This is a genomic window from Thioclava sediminum (assembly GCF_002020355.1).
Classification (GTDB): Bacteria; Pseudomonadota; Alphaproteobacteria; order Rhodobacterales; family Rhodobacteraceae; genus Thioclava; species Thioclava sediminum.
On record NZ_MPZV01000002.1, the window covers coordinates 154,411 to 172,607 of the forward strand.

Consider the following 18,197-nt stretch of genomic DNA (forward strand, 5'->3'; position numbering starts at 1 on the left):
GCGTCAGTCGAGGATCATCTTGCCGATAACCAGCACGATGACCGCACCGACAAGCGCGATGGCAATGATCGCAAGCAGACCGCCCGCCGCAAGCACCGCCCCGCCCAGAAGGGCCACGATGAAGGGGGTGATCAGGGCGCCGACCACGCCGATCGCCAGATAGGCGGCCTTGTGACGCCCACCCGAGACGACGCTCGCGATCCAGCCCGCCAGAAGACCTGCGAGCACGAGAAAGATCAGGCCGACCGTGCCGATAGCTTGCAGAACGCTTTCCATGATGTCACTCCGATATGTCTTTTCACAACAACGCGAGGCGAGCGATGAAGTTCCCTCTCCGCGCAACCATTTCGGCAGCGCAGAAACGTCCCCGCCTGCCCGTCAGAAATCGGCGGAAACCTCATACATCACCGGCTCGAAATTGCGGCACAGCGTGTAGATCACGCGGTTGCGCGAGATCATCTCGGGGCTGCGCAGCATCGCCTGATAGTCGCCCCGCTCGTTCCATTTCGAATAGGTCGCGATCCGCGTGCGCGCGTCGTTCATATGCAGGCCCGCGCCGATGAAACCGGGCGCTTTCGAGATCACCTCGGAATAGGCGGCTTGCAGCTTCTCCATCAACTCGTCGGCTGTGGCGGGCGTCATCTCGAAGGTGCAGATCACGGTCTGCCCTTTGAAATCGCTGGTAATCTCGGTCATGGGCGGTCCTCCTCGGCCTCATGCTCGCACAGAAGCGCGCAGAAATCACCGCTCTTTTGCGGACCTGCGTCAGAGTGGCAGAAGCGCCAGCGCCGGGATCGCCACGATCAGCGCGATGCGGATCAGATCGGCGCCCACGAACCAGCTCACCGCGACCCGAGTTCAGAACGAATGTTTCTCGATCAAGGCACGGGCGGAGCTCAGCAACGCCTCACCCGGCACACCGTTCTCTTCCATCTCGGCAACCCATGCGTCGATCACCGGCTGCGAGGCGTCTTTCCAGATCGACGTATCCTCGGCCGGGATCGTGATGATCTCGTTGCCCAGATCCATCGCGGCCTGACGCGAGGGGATATCCTCTGCCTGCTGCAGGTGTCCCGCCTGCGCCGAGAACTCAACGCCCGAGACGCTGTCGATCGCGGCCTGCAGATCGGGGTCGAGCGCTGCGTAGCGGTCCTTGTTCATCGCGAGAATGAAGCACGCCGTGTAGATCGAGGGGCCTGCAAATTGCGTGTGGTGATGGACCAGCTCGCCGATCCGCAGCGAGGCCGAGACCTCCCAAGGCAGGAGCGCCCCGTCGATCGTCCCGTGCGAGAGCGCCTCGGGCACAGCCGGGACCGGCATTTCGACAGCCGTCGCGCCGAAGTGTTCGAGCAGATTCGTCGTGACCCGCGACGGGCCACGCAGTTTCAGCCCTTCGAAATCGGAAATCGCGCGCACAGGTTTGTTCGCGTGGATCACGCCCGGCCCGTGCACCCAGGTCCCCAGCAGGTGAATGTCGCGGAAATCGGTGTCCACCATCTCCGCCTGCGCCAGCTCCCACAGCGCAGCAGACGCGGCTTCGGCCTCGGCGACCAGGAAGGGAAGCTCCATCACCTCGGTGCGCGGAAACCGCCCCGGCGTGTAGCCCGGCAGCGTCCAGACGATGTCGACAACCCCGTCAGTGACCTGATCGATAAGATCGGTCGGCTTCCCGCCAAGCTGCATCGAGGGGTAATGCTGGATGCGCACCCGGCCCTGCGACGCCTCTTCGACCGCCTTGATCCAAGGGGTGAGGATATGGGCGGGCACGAAGCTGGTCAGCGGCAGAAATTGATGCAGGCGCAGCGTGACCTCGGGCTCTGCGGCCAGCACAGGCGGCGCGGCCAAGGCGGCGGCACCGGCGGCAAGGGCGAAACTCTCACGGCGGGTAAATCTCTGGCTCATGCGGGTCTCCCTCTCACGCGGTCCAAAGCGGATTTACCCGGCGGATGCCCCCAACGTCCAGTTTTGCTTTTCGCGAGATGACGGGACCTGTCGTGCGGCCACAGCAGCGGCACTCGACGCATGGCAAAACCGCTCCTTCCCGCAAAAGAAAAACCCGCGCCAAGCGCGGGTTTTTCCTGTCCCCGGAGCTTCAGGCCCTACCCCGTATCTCCGGAAATGAAAAAGGCCGGAACGCGTACGTCCGGCCCCTTCCAATTCGGTGTTACCCGAAATTAGTTGTTCGAGGCTGCGACAGCAACGCCGAGCAGCAGCAGAACCGGGATGATGATGCCGGCGTTCGAGGACGACGACTGCTCAACCACAACGGGCTCGGGCTCGACGACCGGAGCGGTGTAGCCGCCAGCAAAAGCGGTCGAACCGGTGAGGCCGAGGGCCAGGGCGATGGTAGCGATCTTTTTCATAGTAATCTCCGTCATTACCGTAGGGAGCCGCCGGACTTTTCTGGCAGCTTCCCGGCGAGACTTACACAGCTTCCCGGGATTGCAAAGAGTGAAATACACGGCCCATTCACGCAGAGGCGAAGACTGTTGCACTTTGGCACTTTTCTTGCATGAAATGCCCAGAATTCGTGTCTAACGCGGCACAGGCTACCATTCCGCGCTTCTGGAGCGACGCGGATTCTGAGAAGAATTACGAGAACTTGTCCGGAACCGGCTTGCAATTTCGCCGCCCGGGAATCAAGGCACCGACACAGCACAGGCAAGGACGAGAATATGAAAATCGCGATGATCGGCACGGGCTATGTTGGCCTTGTTTCGGGGGTGTGTTTCTCCGATTTCGGCCATGAAGTCGTTTGCGTCGACAAGAACCCCGCGAAGATCGAAATGCTCGAGGGCGGCCGCGTGCCGATCTACGAGCCGGGGCTCGACGAATTGATGGTGAAGAACGTCGAAGGCGGACGTCTTTCCTTCACCACCGATCTCAAGGCTGCGGTCGCCGGCGCCGATGCGGTCTTCATCGCGGTCGGCACGCCGACGCGGCGCGGCGACGGCCATGCGGATCTGACCTATGTGATGGCCGCCGCCGAGGAGATCGCCAACGCGATGACCGGCTATGCGGTGATCGTGACGAAATCGACCGTGCCGGTGGGCACCAACCGTCAGGTCGCTGAAGTCGTGCGCAAGACCCGCCCCGATATCGAGTTCGACGTGGCCTCGAACCCCGAATTCCTGCGCGAAGGCGCGGCGATCGACGATTTCATGCGGCCCGACCGGGTCGTCGTCGGCACCACCTCGGAGAAGGCCGAAGCCGTGATGGGCGAGATCTACCGCCCGCTCTTCCTGCGCGAATTCCCGATCCTCTATACCGATCTGGAAACCGCCGAGATGATCAAATACGCGGCCAACGCGTTCCTCGCGACGAAGATCACCTTCATCAACGAGATCGCACGGCTCTGCGAAAAGACCGGCGCCGATATCAAGCAGGTCTCGCGCGGCATGGGGCTCGACGGTCGGATCGGCAACAAGTTCCTCCATGCGGGCCCGGGCTATGGCGGTTCGTGCTTCCCGAAGGATACGGCGGCGCTGGCGCGGATCGGTCAGGACTATTCCTGTCCGATGGAGATCGTCGAAACCGTCATCAAGGTGAATGACGACATCAAGCGTCGGATGATCGAGAAGGTCGTCGATCTCTGCGGCGGCTCGGTCAACGGCAAGACGATCGCGGTCTATGGCGTGACCTTCAAGCCGAACACCGACGACATGCGCGAGGCCCCTGCCCTGACCATCGTGCCCGCGCTCGTGGGCGGCGGCGCGAAGGTGCGCGTGGTCGATCCGCAGGGCAAGCGCGAGGGCGAAGCGCTGCTGCCGGGCGTGTCCTGGATGGACGATGCCTATGCGGCAGCCGAGAAGGCCGATTGCGTGGTGATCCTGACCGAGTGGAACGAGTTCCGCGCGCTCGACCTGAACAAGCTGGCCGCGACGATGGAGACCGCGCGCATGGCCGACCTGCGCAACATCTACGCCGAGAAGGACGTCAGGAAGGCGGGCTTCGAGGATTACGTGGCGGTCGGGCGGTAAGCCCTGACGGCATAGAAATCGATCCGGGAGGGGGCTCTGCCCCCGTCACCGGAGGGCGACAAAACTTAAGAGGGAGGGGGCTCTGCCTCCGCCCTTCGGGCCCCTCGGGGATATTTCTTCCAAGAGGAAGAGGCGCGTGGTCAGGCCACCTGCCCCGCAGCCCAGCCCGAGGCCCAGGCCCATTGGAAGTTGTAACCGCCCAGCCAGCCGGTCACATCGACAACTTCACCGATGAAATAGAGCCCCGGCACCTGCTTCGCCTCCATCGTCTTCGCATCGAGCGCATCGGTCGACACGCCGCCTAGCGTGACCTCCGCCGTGCGATACCCTTCCGAGCTGACCGGCCGCACCTGCCAGCGATGGATCTGATCGTCGAGCTTGGCGAGGTCCTTGTTCGATTGCTCGGCCAGCCGCCCCGATAGCTTCGCCTCCGCCACCACGAAATGCGCGAGCTTCTCCGGCAGATGCCGCGCGAGCGCATTGTGCAGCGCCTGCCGGCCCGCCGCGTCGCGCTGCTCCGACAGCGCCGCCGCGATGTCATTGCCCGGCGCCAGATCGATCTTGAGCGTGTCGCCCTCGCGCCAATAGCTGGAGATTTGCAGGATGGCGGGCCCTGACAGCCCGCGATGGGTGAACAGCAGATCCTCGGCGAAATGCGTCTTGCCGAGGCGCAGATCGACGGGCCGCGCGAGACCCGACAGCGGCGCAGTGCGCGCCAGATCCTGCTCGGCGAAGGTCAGCGGCACCAGAGCGGGCCGCGTCTCCACGATATCGAGGCCGAATTTCTGCGCGATCTCGTAGCCGAGGCTGGACGCGCCCATCTTCGGGATCGACTTGCCGCCCGTAGCCACGATCACCGAAGCCGCGCGGATCGGGCGTTGCGAGGTTGTGACGAGAAAGCCGTCGCCCTCCCGCTCCACCCGCTCGATCTCCGTCTCGAGCGACAGCACGCCGCCTGCCGCGCGCAGATCGCGCAGTAGCAGGTCGATGATCTGCGTGGCCTTGCCGTCGCAGAAGAGCTGCCCCAGATGCTTCTCGTGCCAGGCGATCCCCGCCGCATCGAGCCGCGCGATGAAATCCGCGGGCGTGTAGCGCGACAGCGCGGAGAGCGCGAAGCGGGGATTGCGCGACAGGAATCGTTCGGTCGCGTTTTGCCGGGTCAGGAGACGGTTGGTGAAGTTGCACCGCCCGCCGCCAGAGATTCGAATCTTCTCGCCCGGACGCCGCGCATGGTCGAGCACCCGCACCGAGCGCCCGCGCCGCGCCGCCTCGATCCCGGCCATCAGCCCGGCAGCCCCTGCGCCAAGCACCAAAACATCGCAATTTTCCATGCCATCTCGCTTGCCGTAGCGGCGCGTGACGCGCAATCGAAATTTGTCGGATTTTCCTCTTGAAGCCCCGCGCCCACTTGGCTACATACCCCCCCACGTTGGGGCGTAGCCAAGTGGTAAGGCACCGGTTTTTGGTACCGCGCACCGTAGGTTCGAATCCTACCGCCCCAGCCACTTTTCTCAGTAGAACTGAATTGTTTAAGGTTTCGCTGGCCGCTCAGGCCGTGAAATTGGCCTCTGCTCGGCTTGTTAACAGGCGGCGGCGACGCGACGTCTCCAGAGTTGCGCTCTCTCGACCCAAACGACGGCCACAAATCGCAGCCCCCTTCGCTCGAGGACGGACGGCTTCACTTCGCCGCCGGAATCACGCTGACCAACTATTCCAACCGGACCTTCATGTGGTCGCGCCGATCAACAGCTCGAACGCGTTTTCACGATTGAAAACGGCGCCGTTTGGTGGCGCATGTCGGTCATCTAAGGGGCGGAGGAGGCGGTGACCTCAGGGAGGAGGAGAGAGGCCACCGCCAATTTCCGAGGCTCAGGGAGGAGGAGAGAGCCTCAGGAACTGTTGCAACGATTTGCTCGCTGCGTTGAAATCTTTTTCGCACAAATGCTGCGCCGCAGAAACAGCTTATTCGACATAGCCGCGCTGCGCCTTCCGCATAGCTGACGGCGGATCACGATCCGTGCTGCGGGGCGCTGACCTCGGCGGACAGACCCGGGGCCAGTCGTTGGGCCTGCGGTTGGTCGGGGTCTATCGCGATCCGGACCGGCACACGCTGCGCGATCTTGGTGAAGTTCCCGGTCGCATTGGAGCCCGACAGCAGGCTGAACTGCCCTGCCGTCGCGGGCGAGAACCGCTCGATATGGCCTTTGAATTGCGTCTTGCCCAGCGCGTCGACGGTGAAAGTCACCGGCTCGCCCATCTGCAGCCCCGCAAGCTGGGTCTCCTTGTAATTCGCGATCAACCAGAGATCGGAGGGCACGAGCGAGACCAGTGTGCTCCCGGCGCTGACGAATTTGCCGACTCGCGCCGAGACCTGGCCCAGCCGCCCATCCTCGGGCGCACGGATCACCGCGTGATCGAGCGCCACCTGCGCCGCATCGAGTGCGGCCTGAGCTGCATCGGTTTTCGCGGCGAGCGAGCGTTTGTTCAACTGTGCCGTCTGCACCGCCTGCTCGGCCACGTCGATGGCGCTTTGCGCCTCCTGTACGCCCGCCTTCGCCTGATCGAGCGTAAGCTGCGCCTGATCGGCATCCGATTGCGAGACATAACTTTTCTTCGTCAGTTTTGACGCCCGGTCCCGCGCGGTCTGCGCCGTGGCTTGAGCTGCTTTCGCCGAGGCGAGCGAAGCCTGCTTAGCCTCGAGCGTAGCTTTCGCCGAATTCACCGCCTGCGCCCCGTTCGACTGCGCGGCCTTCGCCGTCTCGAGCGCAGCCTGCGCCTGCTCCACAGCCGCTTTCAGCGCGCGATCGTCGAGACGCACCAGCACATCGCCCTTCTTGACCTCCTCGAAATCACTGACCGGCACCGCCGTGACCTCGGCGGCGACCTGAGCAGAGATCGGCGTGACCTTGCCCTGCAGATAGGCATTGTCGGTCCAGGCAACGTCAGAACGGAACGGCGGCAGGCGCCATGCGTAGAGCACGGTCGCGACACCGGCGAGCGCGATGAGAAGGATCAGGGCGGAAGCGAGATAGCGGCGGGTCTGTGACATCGGATCAACTCGTAGAAACAGGGGTGGAGGGCGTGAGGCGCAGGCCCGGGAGGGGCCAGCTTCGGTGCAGGGCGACATGGGCGATCAGCCCGGCCAAGGCCGCCAGCGCGAACCAGAACACGGCGCGGAACGCATCGTCATAGGCGAGAATAGTGGCCTGCTGCTGCACCGTAGAGGCGACGGAAGACAGCGCGGCCCCTGCCCGCGCCCCGGCATCCGCAGTCTGGCTGCCCAGCGATGCGGCACTCTGCGCGAGGGTCTGGCTCAACATCGGGTTGTCGGCCGATATCTGCGGCGAAAGCTGCGCCATGTGATAGGCGGTGCGGTCGACCACCAAGCTCCGGAACAGACCGGAGCCGATGACCCCGCCGATGGATTGCGTGGCCAGAAACAGCACGACGAAGCTCAGCAGGTAGTGCGGCCCCTTCGCGAAGGCAGCTCCCAACCCTTTCGCCATCGCTGGCGGCAGGAACAGGATACCGGCAAAGCCGATCATCGCTTGGCTAAGATACATCTGCTCGGGCCCGGTGAGCGCGGTCGATTGCGAGTCGAGCCACGCCCCTGCCGCGATCAACACCAGCGCGATCCCGTGGAACAGCGGCGCGCGCGCTCCGCTATTGGTCAGCATCAGGACACCGGTCGCGGCCAGCATCGACAGCGCGATGATCCCGAACAGCAGTTGCTCCTGCCCGGGCTGCAGCCCCATCGTGCGCAGGAAACCGACGGCGCCCGCGCTTTGTTCGGCCAGCGCGATACGGAACACCAGCAGGGTCCCCGCCAGATGCAGGATCGGCGGGCTCAGCAACCAATGAAAATCGATCAGCGGATTGGCCCGCTGCATTTCGATCAGCACCGCGCCCGCGACCATCACGATCGCCGCCGCGAGCGCCACGCCCAGCCATTCGGTCTGCGTCCAGTAGTCGAGCGCACCGAACATGAAGACGCTGGTGAATGCACCGAAGCCAACCGCGAGCAGACTGAAGGAGACGAAATCGAGCGGCTTGAGCACCTTTTGCAGCGGGCGCGGCGTCAGTGGCAGCGCGAAGATCAGTGCCAGCGCCACCAGCGCCATGCCCATCTGGAACAGGCTCACCGCGTGCCAACTGGCATTCGCGGTGAGTTCGGGCAGCAGCACCCGCGCCAAGGGCCTGCCCACCATGATCATCGTCAGGACAGCGGGGATCGCGACCTTGAGGCGCTGAGCGGCGGGAATGGCCTCCAGCATGTAAAGAAAGCCGAGGCTCGACAACGGGGCCGCGGCGCAGCCGCTCAGGAAGGCCACGATGACCGCGGAATGCAGATCGTCCACCCAGAGATTGAGCACCATCGCCAGCACGAAGCAGACGATCCCGACCTCGGCGAAGCGGCGCAGGCCGAACTGGTCGCGGATGCGGATCAGCATCAGCGGCATCGAGGCGCGCGGCGCCATGAAGGCCGCCATCACCCAATAGGTGTGGTTCGTGGTGGCGTGCAAATCGCCCGCAAGCTGCGGAAGATTGGCCGAGACGAAGCCGGTCGCCAACGACTGCGATAGGGCCACGAAGACGGCGGCGCTGGCATAGACGATTCGCTTGCCTGCGGAATGGTCGGGCTCCGCAGGCGCGGCAGGCTGGGGCGCAGCCTCTGGCTCGGCGATCTCTCCCGCTGCGGACTCGTTTTGCGTGACCTCAGCCTCTTTGGCCGGGGCCGCCTCGGGCCGCGGCTCTGTCACCTCGGAACGCGCGTGCTCGCGCAGCGCCGGGTCGCGCGGCGATACCGGTTCGGCGGCCATCGGACGCGCATCCGGGCCGTTGATGTCGCGAATCTGGGAATTCATTGGCCGCGCATCCTTTCGAGATTGGCCTGCATCCGCTCCATCGTCTTGCGGGCGCGGGCGACCTCCTCGGCGTCGATGCCGTCGTAGAGCTTCGCGCGTAGCGCCTCGACGAAGGTCTCGATCTCGGAGGCATTCGCGCGGGCATGTTCGGTGAGAAAGATCTGGCGGACGCGTTTGTCGTCGGGATCGGCGCGGCGCTCCACAAAACCGAGCTTCTCCAGCCCGTCGAGCGTTCGGTTCAGCGTCGGCGTCTCGATCGCCAGCGTCTCGGCCAGTTGCGTCTGGTTCAGCCCCTCGTCGCGGGAGATCGCCAGGATCGCCTGCGCCCGCGCGAAGGTCAGCCCCATGTCCCGCGCCTGCGCGTCGAACATCGCGCGCACCGACCGCGCCAGCAGCATCATCGTGCGCGTCAACTCGGCACGGTCGCGGCGGGCGGCTTCGGTGGGTGCGGATGTAAGAGCGGCGCGGTCGGACATGGGGGCCTCGGGAATAAAGTTAGCCTGCTAACGTTTTCGTCCCATCCCACATATCCTCTGGGTCGCGAGGATCAACACAGGCCGCCCGCACAGGGGGCCGTGCGAAATTGCGAAAGGCCCCGGATCGCGCTGTCATTCAGCGTTCACGCTCAGGCGGAAAGCAAGGTCACAAGCCCGAGACCTGCGCCCACCAGCATCACCAGCGACAGCGTCACCGTCGCGATCACACGCGGCCCGGCGGCTGCCACCGCCCGCGCATCGACGCCAAGCCCCAGCGCGGCCATCGCGATCACCGTCAGGATGGACGCCCCCTGCCCCATCGGTGCGAGAGCCGCCTCCGGGAGCGCCCCGGCAGAGCGCAGAACGATCATCCCGAGAAACCCGAGGATGAAGAGCGGCGGCATCAGCCCGCGCCGTACGCGCCCTTCCGGCGCGGCGGAGCGCCCATCGGTCGGCAGATGCGGCGCGAGAAGCGACAGAACCACCGTAATCGGCCCCAGCATCAAGACGCGCACCAGCTTCACCAGCGTGCCGAGCTGGATCGCCGCGGCCCCCATCGGCGCTGCGGCCGCCAGAACCTGCGGCACCGCGTAGACCGTGATCCCCGACAGGATGCCATAGCCATGCACGCTCATCCCCGCCACGTGGCCGACCACCGGCAGCAGCAGGACGACCGCGACGCCCAACACGGCAGTAAACGCGATTGCGGCGCTGACATCGTCGCTATCGGCGTCGATCACGGGGGCGACGGCGGCGATGGCGGAGTTCCCGCAGATGCCGTTGCCGCAAGCGATCAGCAGCGCCATGCGGGCCGGCAGACGCAGGGCCCGCCCCAGCAGGTAGGCCGCGGGCACCATCAGCGCGACCACTGCGACGATGCCACCCAACAGCCCCGGCCCCACCGACAGAAGCGTCTGGGCGCTCACCGAGGCCCCGAGCAACACGATCGCGATCTCCAGCACCGTCTTGGCGGAAAATCGGATACCGGCTTCGAACCGTGCAGGCGGCGTCCAGAGGTAGCGCACTACCGCACCGATGAGGATCGCCAACACCAGCGGTTCCAGCCATGCCGCACCGAACAGCGCGTGCTCAGCCAAACCGCCCAAGGCCGCGAGCGCGGCGACGCCGATGCTCAACCCAAGCCCCGGCGCGAAGGCGCGAAGCGCAAGCCGCGGGCGGGTGAGGCTGCAGGCAAGGGTCGAATGGTGCGGCACGGTGGCCTCCTATCGTCAGGTCTTGCCCTGTAATTGCCCGCGCCAATTCATTCTTCAAACGAAATGTTTTTGTCGATATGATCGATTTTATCGATTATTCGAACCAGAGACACGCATGACCCCCGAACAACTCCGCGTTTTCGTCGCGGTCGCGGAAGAGCAGCACATGACCCGCGCCGCCGCCCGGCTGAACATGACGCAATCGACGGCCTCAGCCGCCATTGCGGCGCTTGAGGCGCGTCATGAGATCAAGCTGTTCGACCGGATCGGACGGGGAATTTCACTGACCGAGGAGGGCCGCGCCTTTCTACCCGAGGCGCGCGCGGTGCTGGCACGGTTTGCCGAGGCGGAGGCGATGCTTGCCGAGACCCGCGGCCTCGAACGCGGGCATATCCGCCTGATCGCCAGCCAGACCATCGCGGGCTACTGGCTGCCGCCCTACCTTGCCGCTTTTCGGCAAGCCCGCCCGGGGATCGAGGTGACGCTGGAAATCGGCAACACGCAGGAGGCGGCGGAACGCCTGCGCGCAGGCCTGCACGATCTCGCGCTTGTCGAAGGCGATGTCGAGGATGCGAAGCTGGAGCGGGTTCAGATCGGGGCGGATCGGCTGATGCTGGTCAGCGCCGCGCCGCCCCCCGGCAAGCTGGATGCGCGGGCGTTGAGCGCGGCGAGTTGGGTGCTGCGCGAGCCGGGCTCTGGCACGCGCTCTACCGCGGAAGCTGCCCTCGCCGATCTGGGTGTCGCGCCGCACGCGCTCTCAGCGGCGCTGGTCCTGCCCTCGAACGAGGCGGTGCTGAGCGCGGTCGAGGCAGGGGCCGGGATCACCATTCTCTCGGCCCATGTCGTCGCGCGGTCACTGAGCCTTGGAACGGTACGGGACTGGGATTTGCATCTCGCGCCGCGGCCCTTCTATGCGCTGCGTCACCGCGACCACCATGTCAGCCACGCCACCCGCGACCTGCTGGCACGGATCGATCAGTCCCAGCTCGACGATCTCACTCTGACGGAATGAACCAATTCGCGAGCTTCGCCTCGATCTCCGAGGGAAGCGCAGGCTTCGGGCAGACAGCCGCGCCGGGATACCGCTCGCGCAGCTGATTGGCCTCGGCATGGCCGGAATGGAACAGAAGCGGCACGCCCGCCTTGTGAAGATGATCGGCCAGTTCGTAGACTTCGCCATCGGCCAGCATCACGTCGAGGATCGCAGCGCCCGGCAAACGATCGCGGACCAGATCCAGACCCGCGCGCACGGTGGCGCACGGCCCCCAGACATCCATCCCGAGATCCTCGAGCATGAACTGAAGATCAAGCGCGACGACGGCTTCATCTTCGACAAGGAGCACCTCGCTCGGTGCTTTCTCAGTCAGCGTCGCCATCGATTTCATGCGCGAAGATAATCCTGTTGCAACGGCTTTCCGGCGTCTGACGCGTGTCGACCCGCGCCGATATCTGGCTTGCGGAAATATCGACCAACGTCGAGCCGAAGCCCTGTTTGTTCGTGTCGAGTTGCAACGCTTCACGGTACCGCTCGTTCCACGAAAGTATCACGGTATCGTCGTTTTCCATCGACCATGTGATCTCGAGATCACCCTCTCGCGGCCCCAATACCCCATATTTAGCGGCATTGGTGCTCCATTCGTGGAAAATCAGCGCAAGAGCCGTCAGGTGATGCGTCGGCACATCAACATCCGGCCCATCGATCAGGAATTTCGACGGGTCGTCATAGGGGGCCAGAGTCGTTTCGATCACCTCGCGCAGCGGGATCGCCGCACCAGAGGTTCGGGTGCGCGCCAGATCATGCGAGCGCGCAAGCGCGTTGATCCGCTGGCCCACATCCTCAACCAACTCGCGCGGGCTGGCCGCCGAACGCCCCGCGATGCGCAACATGCCCGAGACGATGGAGAACAGGTTCTTCACCCGGTGGTTCATCTCGCGCAGCATCAGCTCGCGCATCTGCGCCGCCTCTTCATCGGCGGTGATATCGACGCTGAGCCCCAGCAGGCGGTTTTCACTCCCCTCGCCCATCGTCCGACCCGTTGCGCGCAGATGGCGCTTCGTGCCGGAGGGGAGGTCGAGTTCGTAATCGACTTCCAATTCGGAACCAGTCTCGCGGGCCTCGCGCACCGCCTCTTCGACACGGGCACGGTCATGTTCCGCGATGCGTTCGAAGAACCGCTCGATCGGATAGGTGCCAGCCGCTTCGAATTCGAAGAAGGCTGCGACAGCCTCGTCGACTTCGACATCTCCATTGGGCTCAGTGATCGACCAAACCCCGATCTGCGCGATTTCCAGTGCGAGTTGCAGCCGCTCGCCCTTCAACGTCAGCTCGGTTTCGAGGCGCAACGCCTCGGTGATGTCGGTGAAGACGAGCGTCGCGCCTTCCACCTCGCCGCGCGAATTCAGATACGGCGTCGCGGAGAGCGACCAGACCTTGCCGAGCTCGGTGGACTTGACCCGGCGCGGTCGCGGCAACTCGCCCTCAAGGACCACATTGATCAGTTCGATCATCACCTCGGGCGTGTCGAGCAGGTTCTGGATGTCGTCGAGCGGACGCCCCCGGTCACTGCCGCGCAGGCGGATCATCTCGCTCGCGCCATCGGTGAAGTTGCGCAGGCGCAGCTTGCGATCGACCGTCACCAGCGCATGCAGCTTGGAATCGAAGATGTTGCGCAGATCGGCATTCGCGGTCGAAAGCTCCTCTACCTTGGTCTTGAGTTCGTCATTGACCGTCGCGAGCTCTTCGTTTGTCGATTGCAACTCCTCGTTCATCGACATCATTTCCTCGTTCGAGGATTTCAGCTCTTCGTTGGCGGTCTCCAGCTCTTCGACCGTCGTGCGCAGGCGGTTGCGGGTCGCGCGCAACTCGGCTTCCAGCACCTGCACATGGCTTTCCGACGGCGCGATCTCGTCGAAATCATATTCGTCCAACGCTTCGAACGGGCCACGGTCGCGGAAAACGATCAGCAGCGTATCGTCGGAGAGCGGATCGGCCAGCACATCGACACGCTGCCGCCCGGTTTCCGAGATCACTTCGACGTCGCGCACGATCTTGCGCGTGCCAAGCTCCGCCGACTCGCGGATCACCGCGGAGAGCGCCTCGCGTAGGCCCGCCCGCGCGAGCGATTGTGCATAGCCCTGCCCGGTCTCGGACGGGTCGATCTCAAGATACTTGCCCAAGCGCCCCGTCGCGGCGAGGATCGCCCCATCGCGATCGACATTTAGCGTCGCGGGCGCATAAAGATCGAGGATACGATTACTGGCCAAGGTCGTGTTCCAGTCTTTGGTTCTTCTGTCAGTCGTCTTCGGTCGGAGTGGCGCAAGTCGCGCATGAGGGTCGGAGCGCATCGGCAGTTCGGTCGGATAAGGAGACCGGGGCCCTATGCTGCGGAAGATGCGCATCGCGCCATCTATGGGATCGAAAAGTTCCTCATGCCGCCCGATCGTCTCGGATGGGCCGAGGAAGAGAACGCCGCCCGGATTGAGCGCGTAATGGAAGATCGGCAGTGCCCGCGCCTGCAACTTCTCTCCGAAATAGATCAGCAGATTGCGGCACGACACCAGATCGAGCCGCGAGAACGGCGGGTCCTTGATCAACGAATGCGGCGAGAAGCGCACCCGGTCACGCAGCGCGGCGGTGATCTGGAAATTGCCCTCACGCCCGATCGTGTAGAGATCGCGGTACCTTTCGGGCAGGTCAAGCAGGACCGAGACCGGATAGCGCCCCTCACGCGCGATCGCGAGCATCCGTTCGTCGATATCGGTGGCGAAGATCTGGAAATCGATCTCCTTGCCGCTCGCATGGATCGCCCGGTCGATGAGCATCGCCAGCGTGTAGGCTTCTTCGCCGCTCGAACAGCCCGGCACCCAGATGCGCAGCGCGCCGCCATCATCGGCCTTCTCGACCATCGGCTTGATCGCCGTCTCGTTCAGCGCCTCGAAATGCGCGCTGTCCCGGAAGAAGCGGGTGACGTTGATCAGCAGGTCGCCCAGCAGCGCCAGAGGCTCGTCTTCTTCGCGTTCGAGCCGTTCGAGATATTCGCGCGGGTGCAGAATGCCCACGACCTGCATCCGGCGCTGGATCCGACGCTCGAGGGTCGAGCGCTTGTATTGCGCGAAATCATGCCCCGTCAGACGGTTCAGCGCCGCGCAGATTTCATCGAGCGTTCCGGAAACCGGCGGCGCCGTGTTCACCTGATCCGGGTCGACATTGCGGAACTCGGTGATCCGCGCGATCACGTCGGAGGGCGCGCTGACCACATCGACCATCCCGGTCGCGACCGCCGAATTCGGCATGGAATCGTAGCGCGCCGTTGCGTCCTGCGCGATGCAGAAGCCGCCATGTTCTTTCACCGCCCGCAGCCCGACGGAGCCATCCGTGCCGGTGCCCGACAGGATCACGCAGACCGCGCGGCGCCCGAGATCCTGGCCGAGCGACACGAAGAAATCGTCGATCGGACGGCGAAGACCGCGGGGTTGGGCGAATTCCGAAAGCTTCAGGCGCCCGTTCTCGACCTCCAGCCCGTAGCCCGGCGGGATCGTATAGACATGCCCGGCCTCCAGCTTCGCGCCATCTTCGGCCTGAAGCACTTCGAGCGAGGTCGACCGGCCGAGCAATTCCGCCAGAAGCGACTCGTGGTTCGGATCGAGATGCTGAACCACGACATAGGCGCTGGGGTCATCCACCCGCGCAGGCTCCAGAAGATCGCGAAGCGCTTCAAGCCCACCAGCGGAGGCGCCGATGCCGACAACGTATAGATCCTCGGGGGCGTCCGTCACTGCACGGCCCGCCGATCCGCGCAGCGCGCGTCCAAAAGGGCGCGGCCTGCGCGCCCTTCTCTATAGTTCTCTTTGCAGTTCATCCGGAGATCGGTGTCACTAGCCTCAGGGCCCTGCAATAACATTTGACATAGTACTGAACACATAACCGTGGCCGCAGCCATTCTTAGCCCTCGCGGTAGATAATCGTGGCCATTGTGGAGAGGCTCTCCGACAGAACCTTGGCAGAGCCGATCATCGCGAGACCGAATCCGCGCGACATCGCGGCGAGATCGTCGGCATTGCGCAGTAGGCTCTCGTCATGCGCAGCGATGTCGACCTTCACGTTCTGACGTTCCGCCGCGGAGGTAAGGTCGAATTGCGACCCGAGGAACAAGCGCGTATCGCCATTGGCCTCGCGCAGACGCGTCATGAACACGAAATTCTGGAAGGTCTCGCCATTCGCGCGGCTGTTGGTGACACGGAAACGGCCCGCGGAAATGTCCTCGTCGTCGATGAACTCCCGCATCGCAGAGCGTTCTTCCTCAGTCGCGGCACCCGCCTGCAGGAAGCGACAGTTCTGCCCCAGCACCTCTTCAGCGGAATACCCGGTCAGATTGAGAAACGCCTGATTCACATAGACGAGCGGCACATCATCCCGATCGGCCGCGGCAATGGTCAGCGCGACATTCGACTTGTCGCAATAGCTGACCAGCGCATCTGGCAGTTCGTAATCTGTGTAAACGGGCATGAAGCCTCCGCTGCGTTTGAGAAAACAAGATTGATCATTGCGCGGAAAAGTCCAGCGCGCGAGGCGAAATACCACCGATAACCAATTTGAAGGGGGGGATGGTACCGCCTCCCCGGCTTGAACGGGGGACCTCTGGATCCACAATCCAGCGCTCTAACCAACTGAGCTAAGGCGGCACTGGCGCGGGATTTAGCCCCCTCGCGCGCGGAATGCAAGTGTCCGATGACGAGAAATTCGCACCAAGTCTTGCCTGCGCACGTCGCGGGGGTTAGGTGCATTTTCCATCCAACCTCTCAGGAGTTTTCGATGAGCATCGACAAGGAAAGCGACATCTCCGCGAATCTGCAAATCGGCCCGACCTCGCTCGGAATGGTGCGGATCTATGTCGAGGGCGAAGGCGTCGAGCTACCGCTCGATTTCGATCCCGACGAGGCGATGGAAATCGCCGAAGAACTGCAGGCCGCTGCGGAAGCTGCGCGTGAAATGAGCAAAGGCGGCAAGGGCAAGAAGCGCTGAGCCTCAAAATCCGGGCGGTATCGCGCCCGGATCGCACAGCCGCTGCAACCGCCGTGCCGACGCGCGCGCGAAATCGAGCGTCAGCGCCTTGCGCCGCGCCGGCGCAAGCTTGGACAGCGGCGCCTCGCGGATCATCTCGGCGCCGTAGCCATCCGCGATGAAAAGCCCCGTCCCCTCGGGCAGAAGATCCGTGGGGAAATCCTGGTCTACCGCCCAGAAATAGCGGTCGCACCAGTCCAGATAGCCGTCCCATTTCCGATCCGAGGTGAAATCGGCGCGGCTCGACTTGCACTCCACGATCCAGATTTCGCCCTTCCGGTCGATCGCCATCAGATCGGCGCGCAGCCTTGGGCGCAGCACCATTTCCGGCAAACTGTCGAGCCCTAGCTCGGACAGCGCGCGGGCCGTGCCGCGTGCTAGCACCTGCCCCGGCTGAAGTTCGGAAAGCGGAATCTGCGTCATGTGGGAAAACATGAACGAAGTGTGAACAAAAGTCCAGACTCAGCCCACCGCACCGATGCGAAGCAGCGGATCAAAAGGTCGGATCAGAAGACCAGCACCGAGAACACCAGAACGATCAGCGCCGCGCGCAGCACCCAGACGCCGGACTCGGCCACCCGCAGCAGCGTCGCGGCCTCGGCCAGCCCTTCGGGTTTGATCTGGCCAAGAAGCCCCGCAGCGCTGACCCGGAACGCCTCGCCAGCAAACAGCGCCAACGCCAACAGCAGATAGAGCAGGTAGTCGATCATGCGCGCATGGCCCGCCACCATCACCGGCAGCAACAGCGCCCCGGCGCCGACCTCGGTGCGCAAGGTGTTGTCCGCCCAGAGCCGCTCCAGCACTGCGCCGATCCCGGTGCTGCCACTCCCGCCGCCTGCGGCGGGCCCGTTCAAATCGCTCATGAAAACTCCTGTCCGCGAATTCCTGCCGCCAAGGGTAGAGCCTCGCAGGGCGAACCCAAGCGCCAAGGTGTCGCAGCGGCAGAGCCTTGCCACCCGGAAAAACCCGCCCTCTCCCCCTCTTGCCGGAGCGCGGTTTCACCCCTATCTGGGGGGCTGACGGTTACTGCTCTTTCTGTGAAAGACCCTTTTCCAGTGGCCTATACCATTCCTGAGGGAGCTGGCTCTGCCGGGGTCCTGGCCTCGGTATCTGGCGCCCACCTGACTTTTCAGGTCTCCGGGAACTCTCGTCTACACGTCTGCTGCGGTTTCCGTCACTCCACCCATCGCAAGACAGCAAAAAGCCCCGCCGGACCGGTCGGGGCTTTTGTCGTCTCGGGAGGTGGATGCGCTCAGCGGCGAAGCTGCATCTGCTGACGCGACTTGGGCGTATCGACCGGAACCGGGATCGCCAGATGCTCGGCCGCCATATCGGTGGGGATGCCGTCGCGTTTGCCGCCGCCGGAGCTGTCGTCATCCTCGGCCATGCGCATCACCGCGATCGCGAATTGGACGCCGGAGAAGACGATCGTGTTGAACACGACCAGCAGCGCCATTGCGATATAGCCGATATCGGACGTGAAAATCAGGTGGCGGAGATTGCCGACATTGAAGCCGAGAAGAAGGCCAACGAAGGTGAGCGCGATGAAGAAGCCAATGATGACGTTCTTGATGTAGAGCCGGACCAGTTCGGGCATGAAA

Annotated in this window: 18 protein-coding genes and 2 tRNA genes; 4 read left to right on the forward strand and 16 right to left on the reverse strand. The window is 64.1% G+C overall.

The features are described 5' to 3' along the window. Positions 1-3 precede the first annotated feature (3 nt). From BMI91_RS07985 to BMI91_RS08000, 4 genes are all read right to left on the reverse strand, one after another. Entirely contained in the window at positions 4-276 is a 273-nt protein-coding gene (locus BMI91_RS07985) for a hypothetical protein (RefSeq protein WP_078520327.1), read from the reverse strand. Positions 277-378: 102 nt separating this feature from the next. Continuing rightward, entirely contained in the window at positions 379-696 is a 318-nt protein-coding gene (locus tag BMI91_RS07990) for an antibiotic biosynthesis monooxygenase family protein (protein ID WP_078520328.1), read from the reverse strand. Positions 697-858: 162 nt separating this feature from the next. After that, positions 859-1,902, reverse strand: a complete 1,044-nt coding sequence (locus tag BMI91_RS07995; RefSeq protein WP_078604591.1) for a TRAP transporter substrate-binding protein — start codon at positions 1,900-1,902, stop codon at positions 859-861. A 272-nt stretch (positions 1,903-2,174) separates the two neighbouring features. Then, positions 2,175-2,363: a hypothetical protein gene (locus BMI91_RS08000; RefSeq protein WP_172976163.1), complete on the reverse strand. Its 189-nt coding sequence runs from the start codon at positions 2,361-2,363 to the stop codon at positions 2,175-2,177. Between the two features lie 312 nt (positions 2,364-2,675). On the opposite strand from BMI91_RS08000, the gene BMI91_RS08005 reads away from it, so the two are divergent. Further along, on the forward strand, positions 2,676-3,980 hold the full coding sequence (locus BMI91_RS08005) for a UDP-glucose dehydrogenase family protein (protein ID WP_078600006.1): 1,305 nt from the start codon (positions 2,676-2,678) through the stop codon (positions 3,978-3,980). Between the two features lie 140 nt (positions 3,981-4,120). On the opposite strand, the gene BMI91_RS08010 is transcribed toward BMI91_RS08005, so the two are convergent. Further along, positions 4,121-5,311, reverse strand: coding sequence for a BaiN/RdsA family NAD(P)/FAD-dependent oxidoreductase (locus tag BMI91_RS08010; protein ID WP_078604592.1), 1,191 nt, complete (start codon positions 5,309-5,311; stop codon positions 4,121-4,123). A gap of 99 nt (positions 5,312-5,410) precedes the next feature. Between BMI91_RS08010 and BMI91_RS08015 the strand changes: the two genes are divergently transcribed. After that, positions 5,411-5,485, forward strand: a tRNA-Gln gene (locus BMI91_RS08015). A 503-nt stretch (positions 5,486-5,988) separates the two neighbouring features. On the opposite strand, the gene BMI91_RS08020 is transcribed toward BMI91_RS08015, so the two are convergent. The 4 genes from BMI91_RS08020 to BMI91_RS08035 form a co-directional block, all read right to left on the reverse strand. Beyond that, positions 5,989-7,029, reverse strand: a complete 1,041-nt coding sequence (locus BMI91_RS08020; protein ID WP_078604593.1) for an HlyD family secretion protein — start codon at positions 7,027-7,029, stop codon at positions 5,989-5,991. A 4-nt stretch (positions 7,030-7,033) separates the two neighbouring features. Beyond that, on the reverse strand, positions 7,034-8,845 hold the full coding sequence (locus BMI91_RS08025; RefSeq protein ID WP_244176589.1) for an MFS transporter: 1,812 nt from the start codon (positions 8,843-8,845) through the stop codon (positions 7,034-7,036). Beyond that, positions 8,842-9,321, reverse strand: coding sequence for a MarR family winged helix-turn-helix transcriptional regulator (locus tag BMI91_RS08030; protein WP_078604594.1), 480 nt, complete (start codon positions 9,319-9,321; stop codon positions 8,842-8,844). Before BMI91_RS08030 ends, BMI91_RS08025 begins: the two co-directional genes overlap by 4 nt. Before the next feature lie 149 nt (positions 9,322-9,470). Further along, positions 9,471-10,535 carry a YeiH family protein gene (locus tag BMI91_RS08035; protein ID WP_078604595.1) on the reverse strand — a complete coding sequence of 355 codons (1,065 nt, stop codon included), beginning with the start codon at positions 10,533-10,535 and terminating at the stop codon, positions 9,471-9,473. A 115-nt stretch (positions 10,536-10,650) separates the two neighbouring features. On the opposite strand from BMI91_RS08035, the gene BMI91_RS08040 reads away from it, so the two are divergent. Then, positions 10,651-11,547, forward strand: coding sequence for a LysR substrate-binding domain-containing protein (locus BMI91_RS08040; protein WP_078604596.1), 897 nt, complete (start codon positions 10,651-10,653; stop codon positions 11,545-11,547). Here the strand turns inward: BMI91_RS08040 and BMI91_RS08045 are convergent. The 4 genes from BMI91_RS08045 to BMI91_RS08060 all read right to left on the reverse strand — a co-directional run bounded on the left by BMI91_RS08045 (position 11,531) and on the right by BMI91_RS08060 (position 16,217). Beyond that, positions 11,531-11,911, reverse strand: coding sequence for a response regulator (locus tag BMI91_RS08045; RefSeq protein ID WP_078604597.1), 381 nt, complete (start codon positions 11,909-11,911; stop codon positions 11,531-11,533). The two genes, BMI91_RS08040 and BMI91_RS08045, sit on opposite strands and share 17 nt — an antisense overlap. After that, positions 11,895-15,311: a CheR family methyltransferase gene (locus tag BMI91_RS08050; protein WP_244176590.1), complete on the reverse strand. Its 3,417-nt coding sequence runs from the start codon at positions 15,309-15,311 to the stop codon at positions 11,895-11,897. The genes BMI91_RS08045 and BMI91_RS08050 overlap by 17 nt, the downstream gene beginning before the upstream one ends. 166 nt (positions 15,312-15,477) lie before the next feature. Continuing rightward, complete coding sequence (locus BMI91_RS08055; RefSeq protein ID WP_078604599.1) at positions 15,478-16,041, reverse strand: PAS domain-containing protein; 564 nt, start codon at positions 16,039-16,041, stop codon at positions 15,478-15,480. Positions 16,042-16,140: 99 nt separating this feature from the next. Further along, positions 16,141-16,217, reverse strand: a tRNA-His gene (locus BMI91_RS08060). 130 nt (positions 16,218-16,347) lie between these two features. Here BMI91_RS08060 and BMI91_RS08065 point away from each other — a divergent pair. After that, complete coding sequence (locus BMI91_RS08065) at positions 16,348-16,557, forward strand: DUF6324 family protein (protein WP_078520339.1); 210 nt, start codon at positions 16,348-16,350, stop codon at positions 16,555-16,557. A 3-nt stretch (positions 16,558-16,560) separates the two neighbouring features. Here BMI91_RS08065 and BMI91_RS08070 read toward each other — a convergent pair whose 3' ends face one another. The 3 genes from BMI91_RS08070 to BMI91_RS08080 form a co-directional block, all read right to left on the reverse strand. Next, on the reverse strand, positions 16,561-17,019 hold the full coding sequence (locus tag BMI91_RS08070) for an MmcB family DNA repair protein (protein WP_078520588.1): 459 nt from the start codon (positions 17,017-17,019) through the stop codon (positions 16,561-16,563). Positions 17,020-17,102: 83 nt separating this feature from the next. Next, positions 17,103-17,459: a hypothetical protein gene (locus BMI91_RS08075; RefSeq protein ID WP_078604600.1), complete on the reverse strand. Its 357-nt coding sequence runs from the start codon at positions 17,457-17,459 to the stop codon at positions 17,103-17,105. Between the two features lie 389 nt (positions 17,460-17,848). Continuing rightward, positions 17,849-18,193, reverse strand: a complete 345-nt coding sequence (locus BMI91_RS08080) for a hypothetical protein (RefSeq protein ID WP_078604601.1) — start codon at positions 18,191-18,193, stop codon at positions 17,849-17,851. Positions 18,194-18,197: the final 4 nt, after the last annotated feature.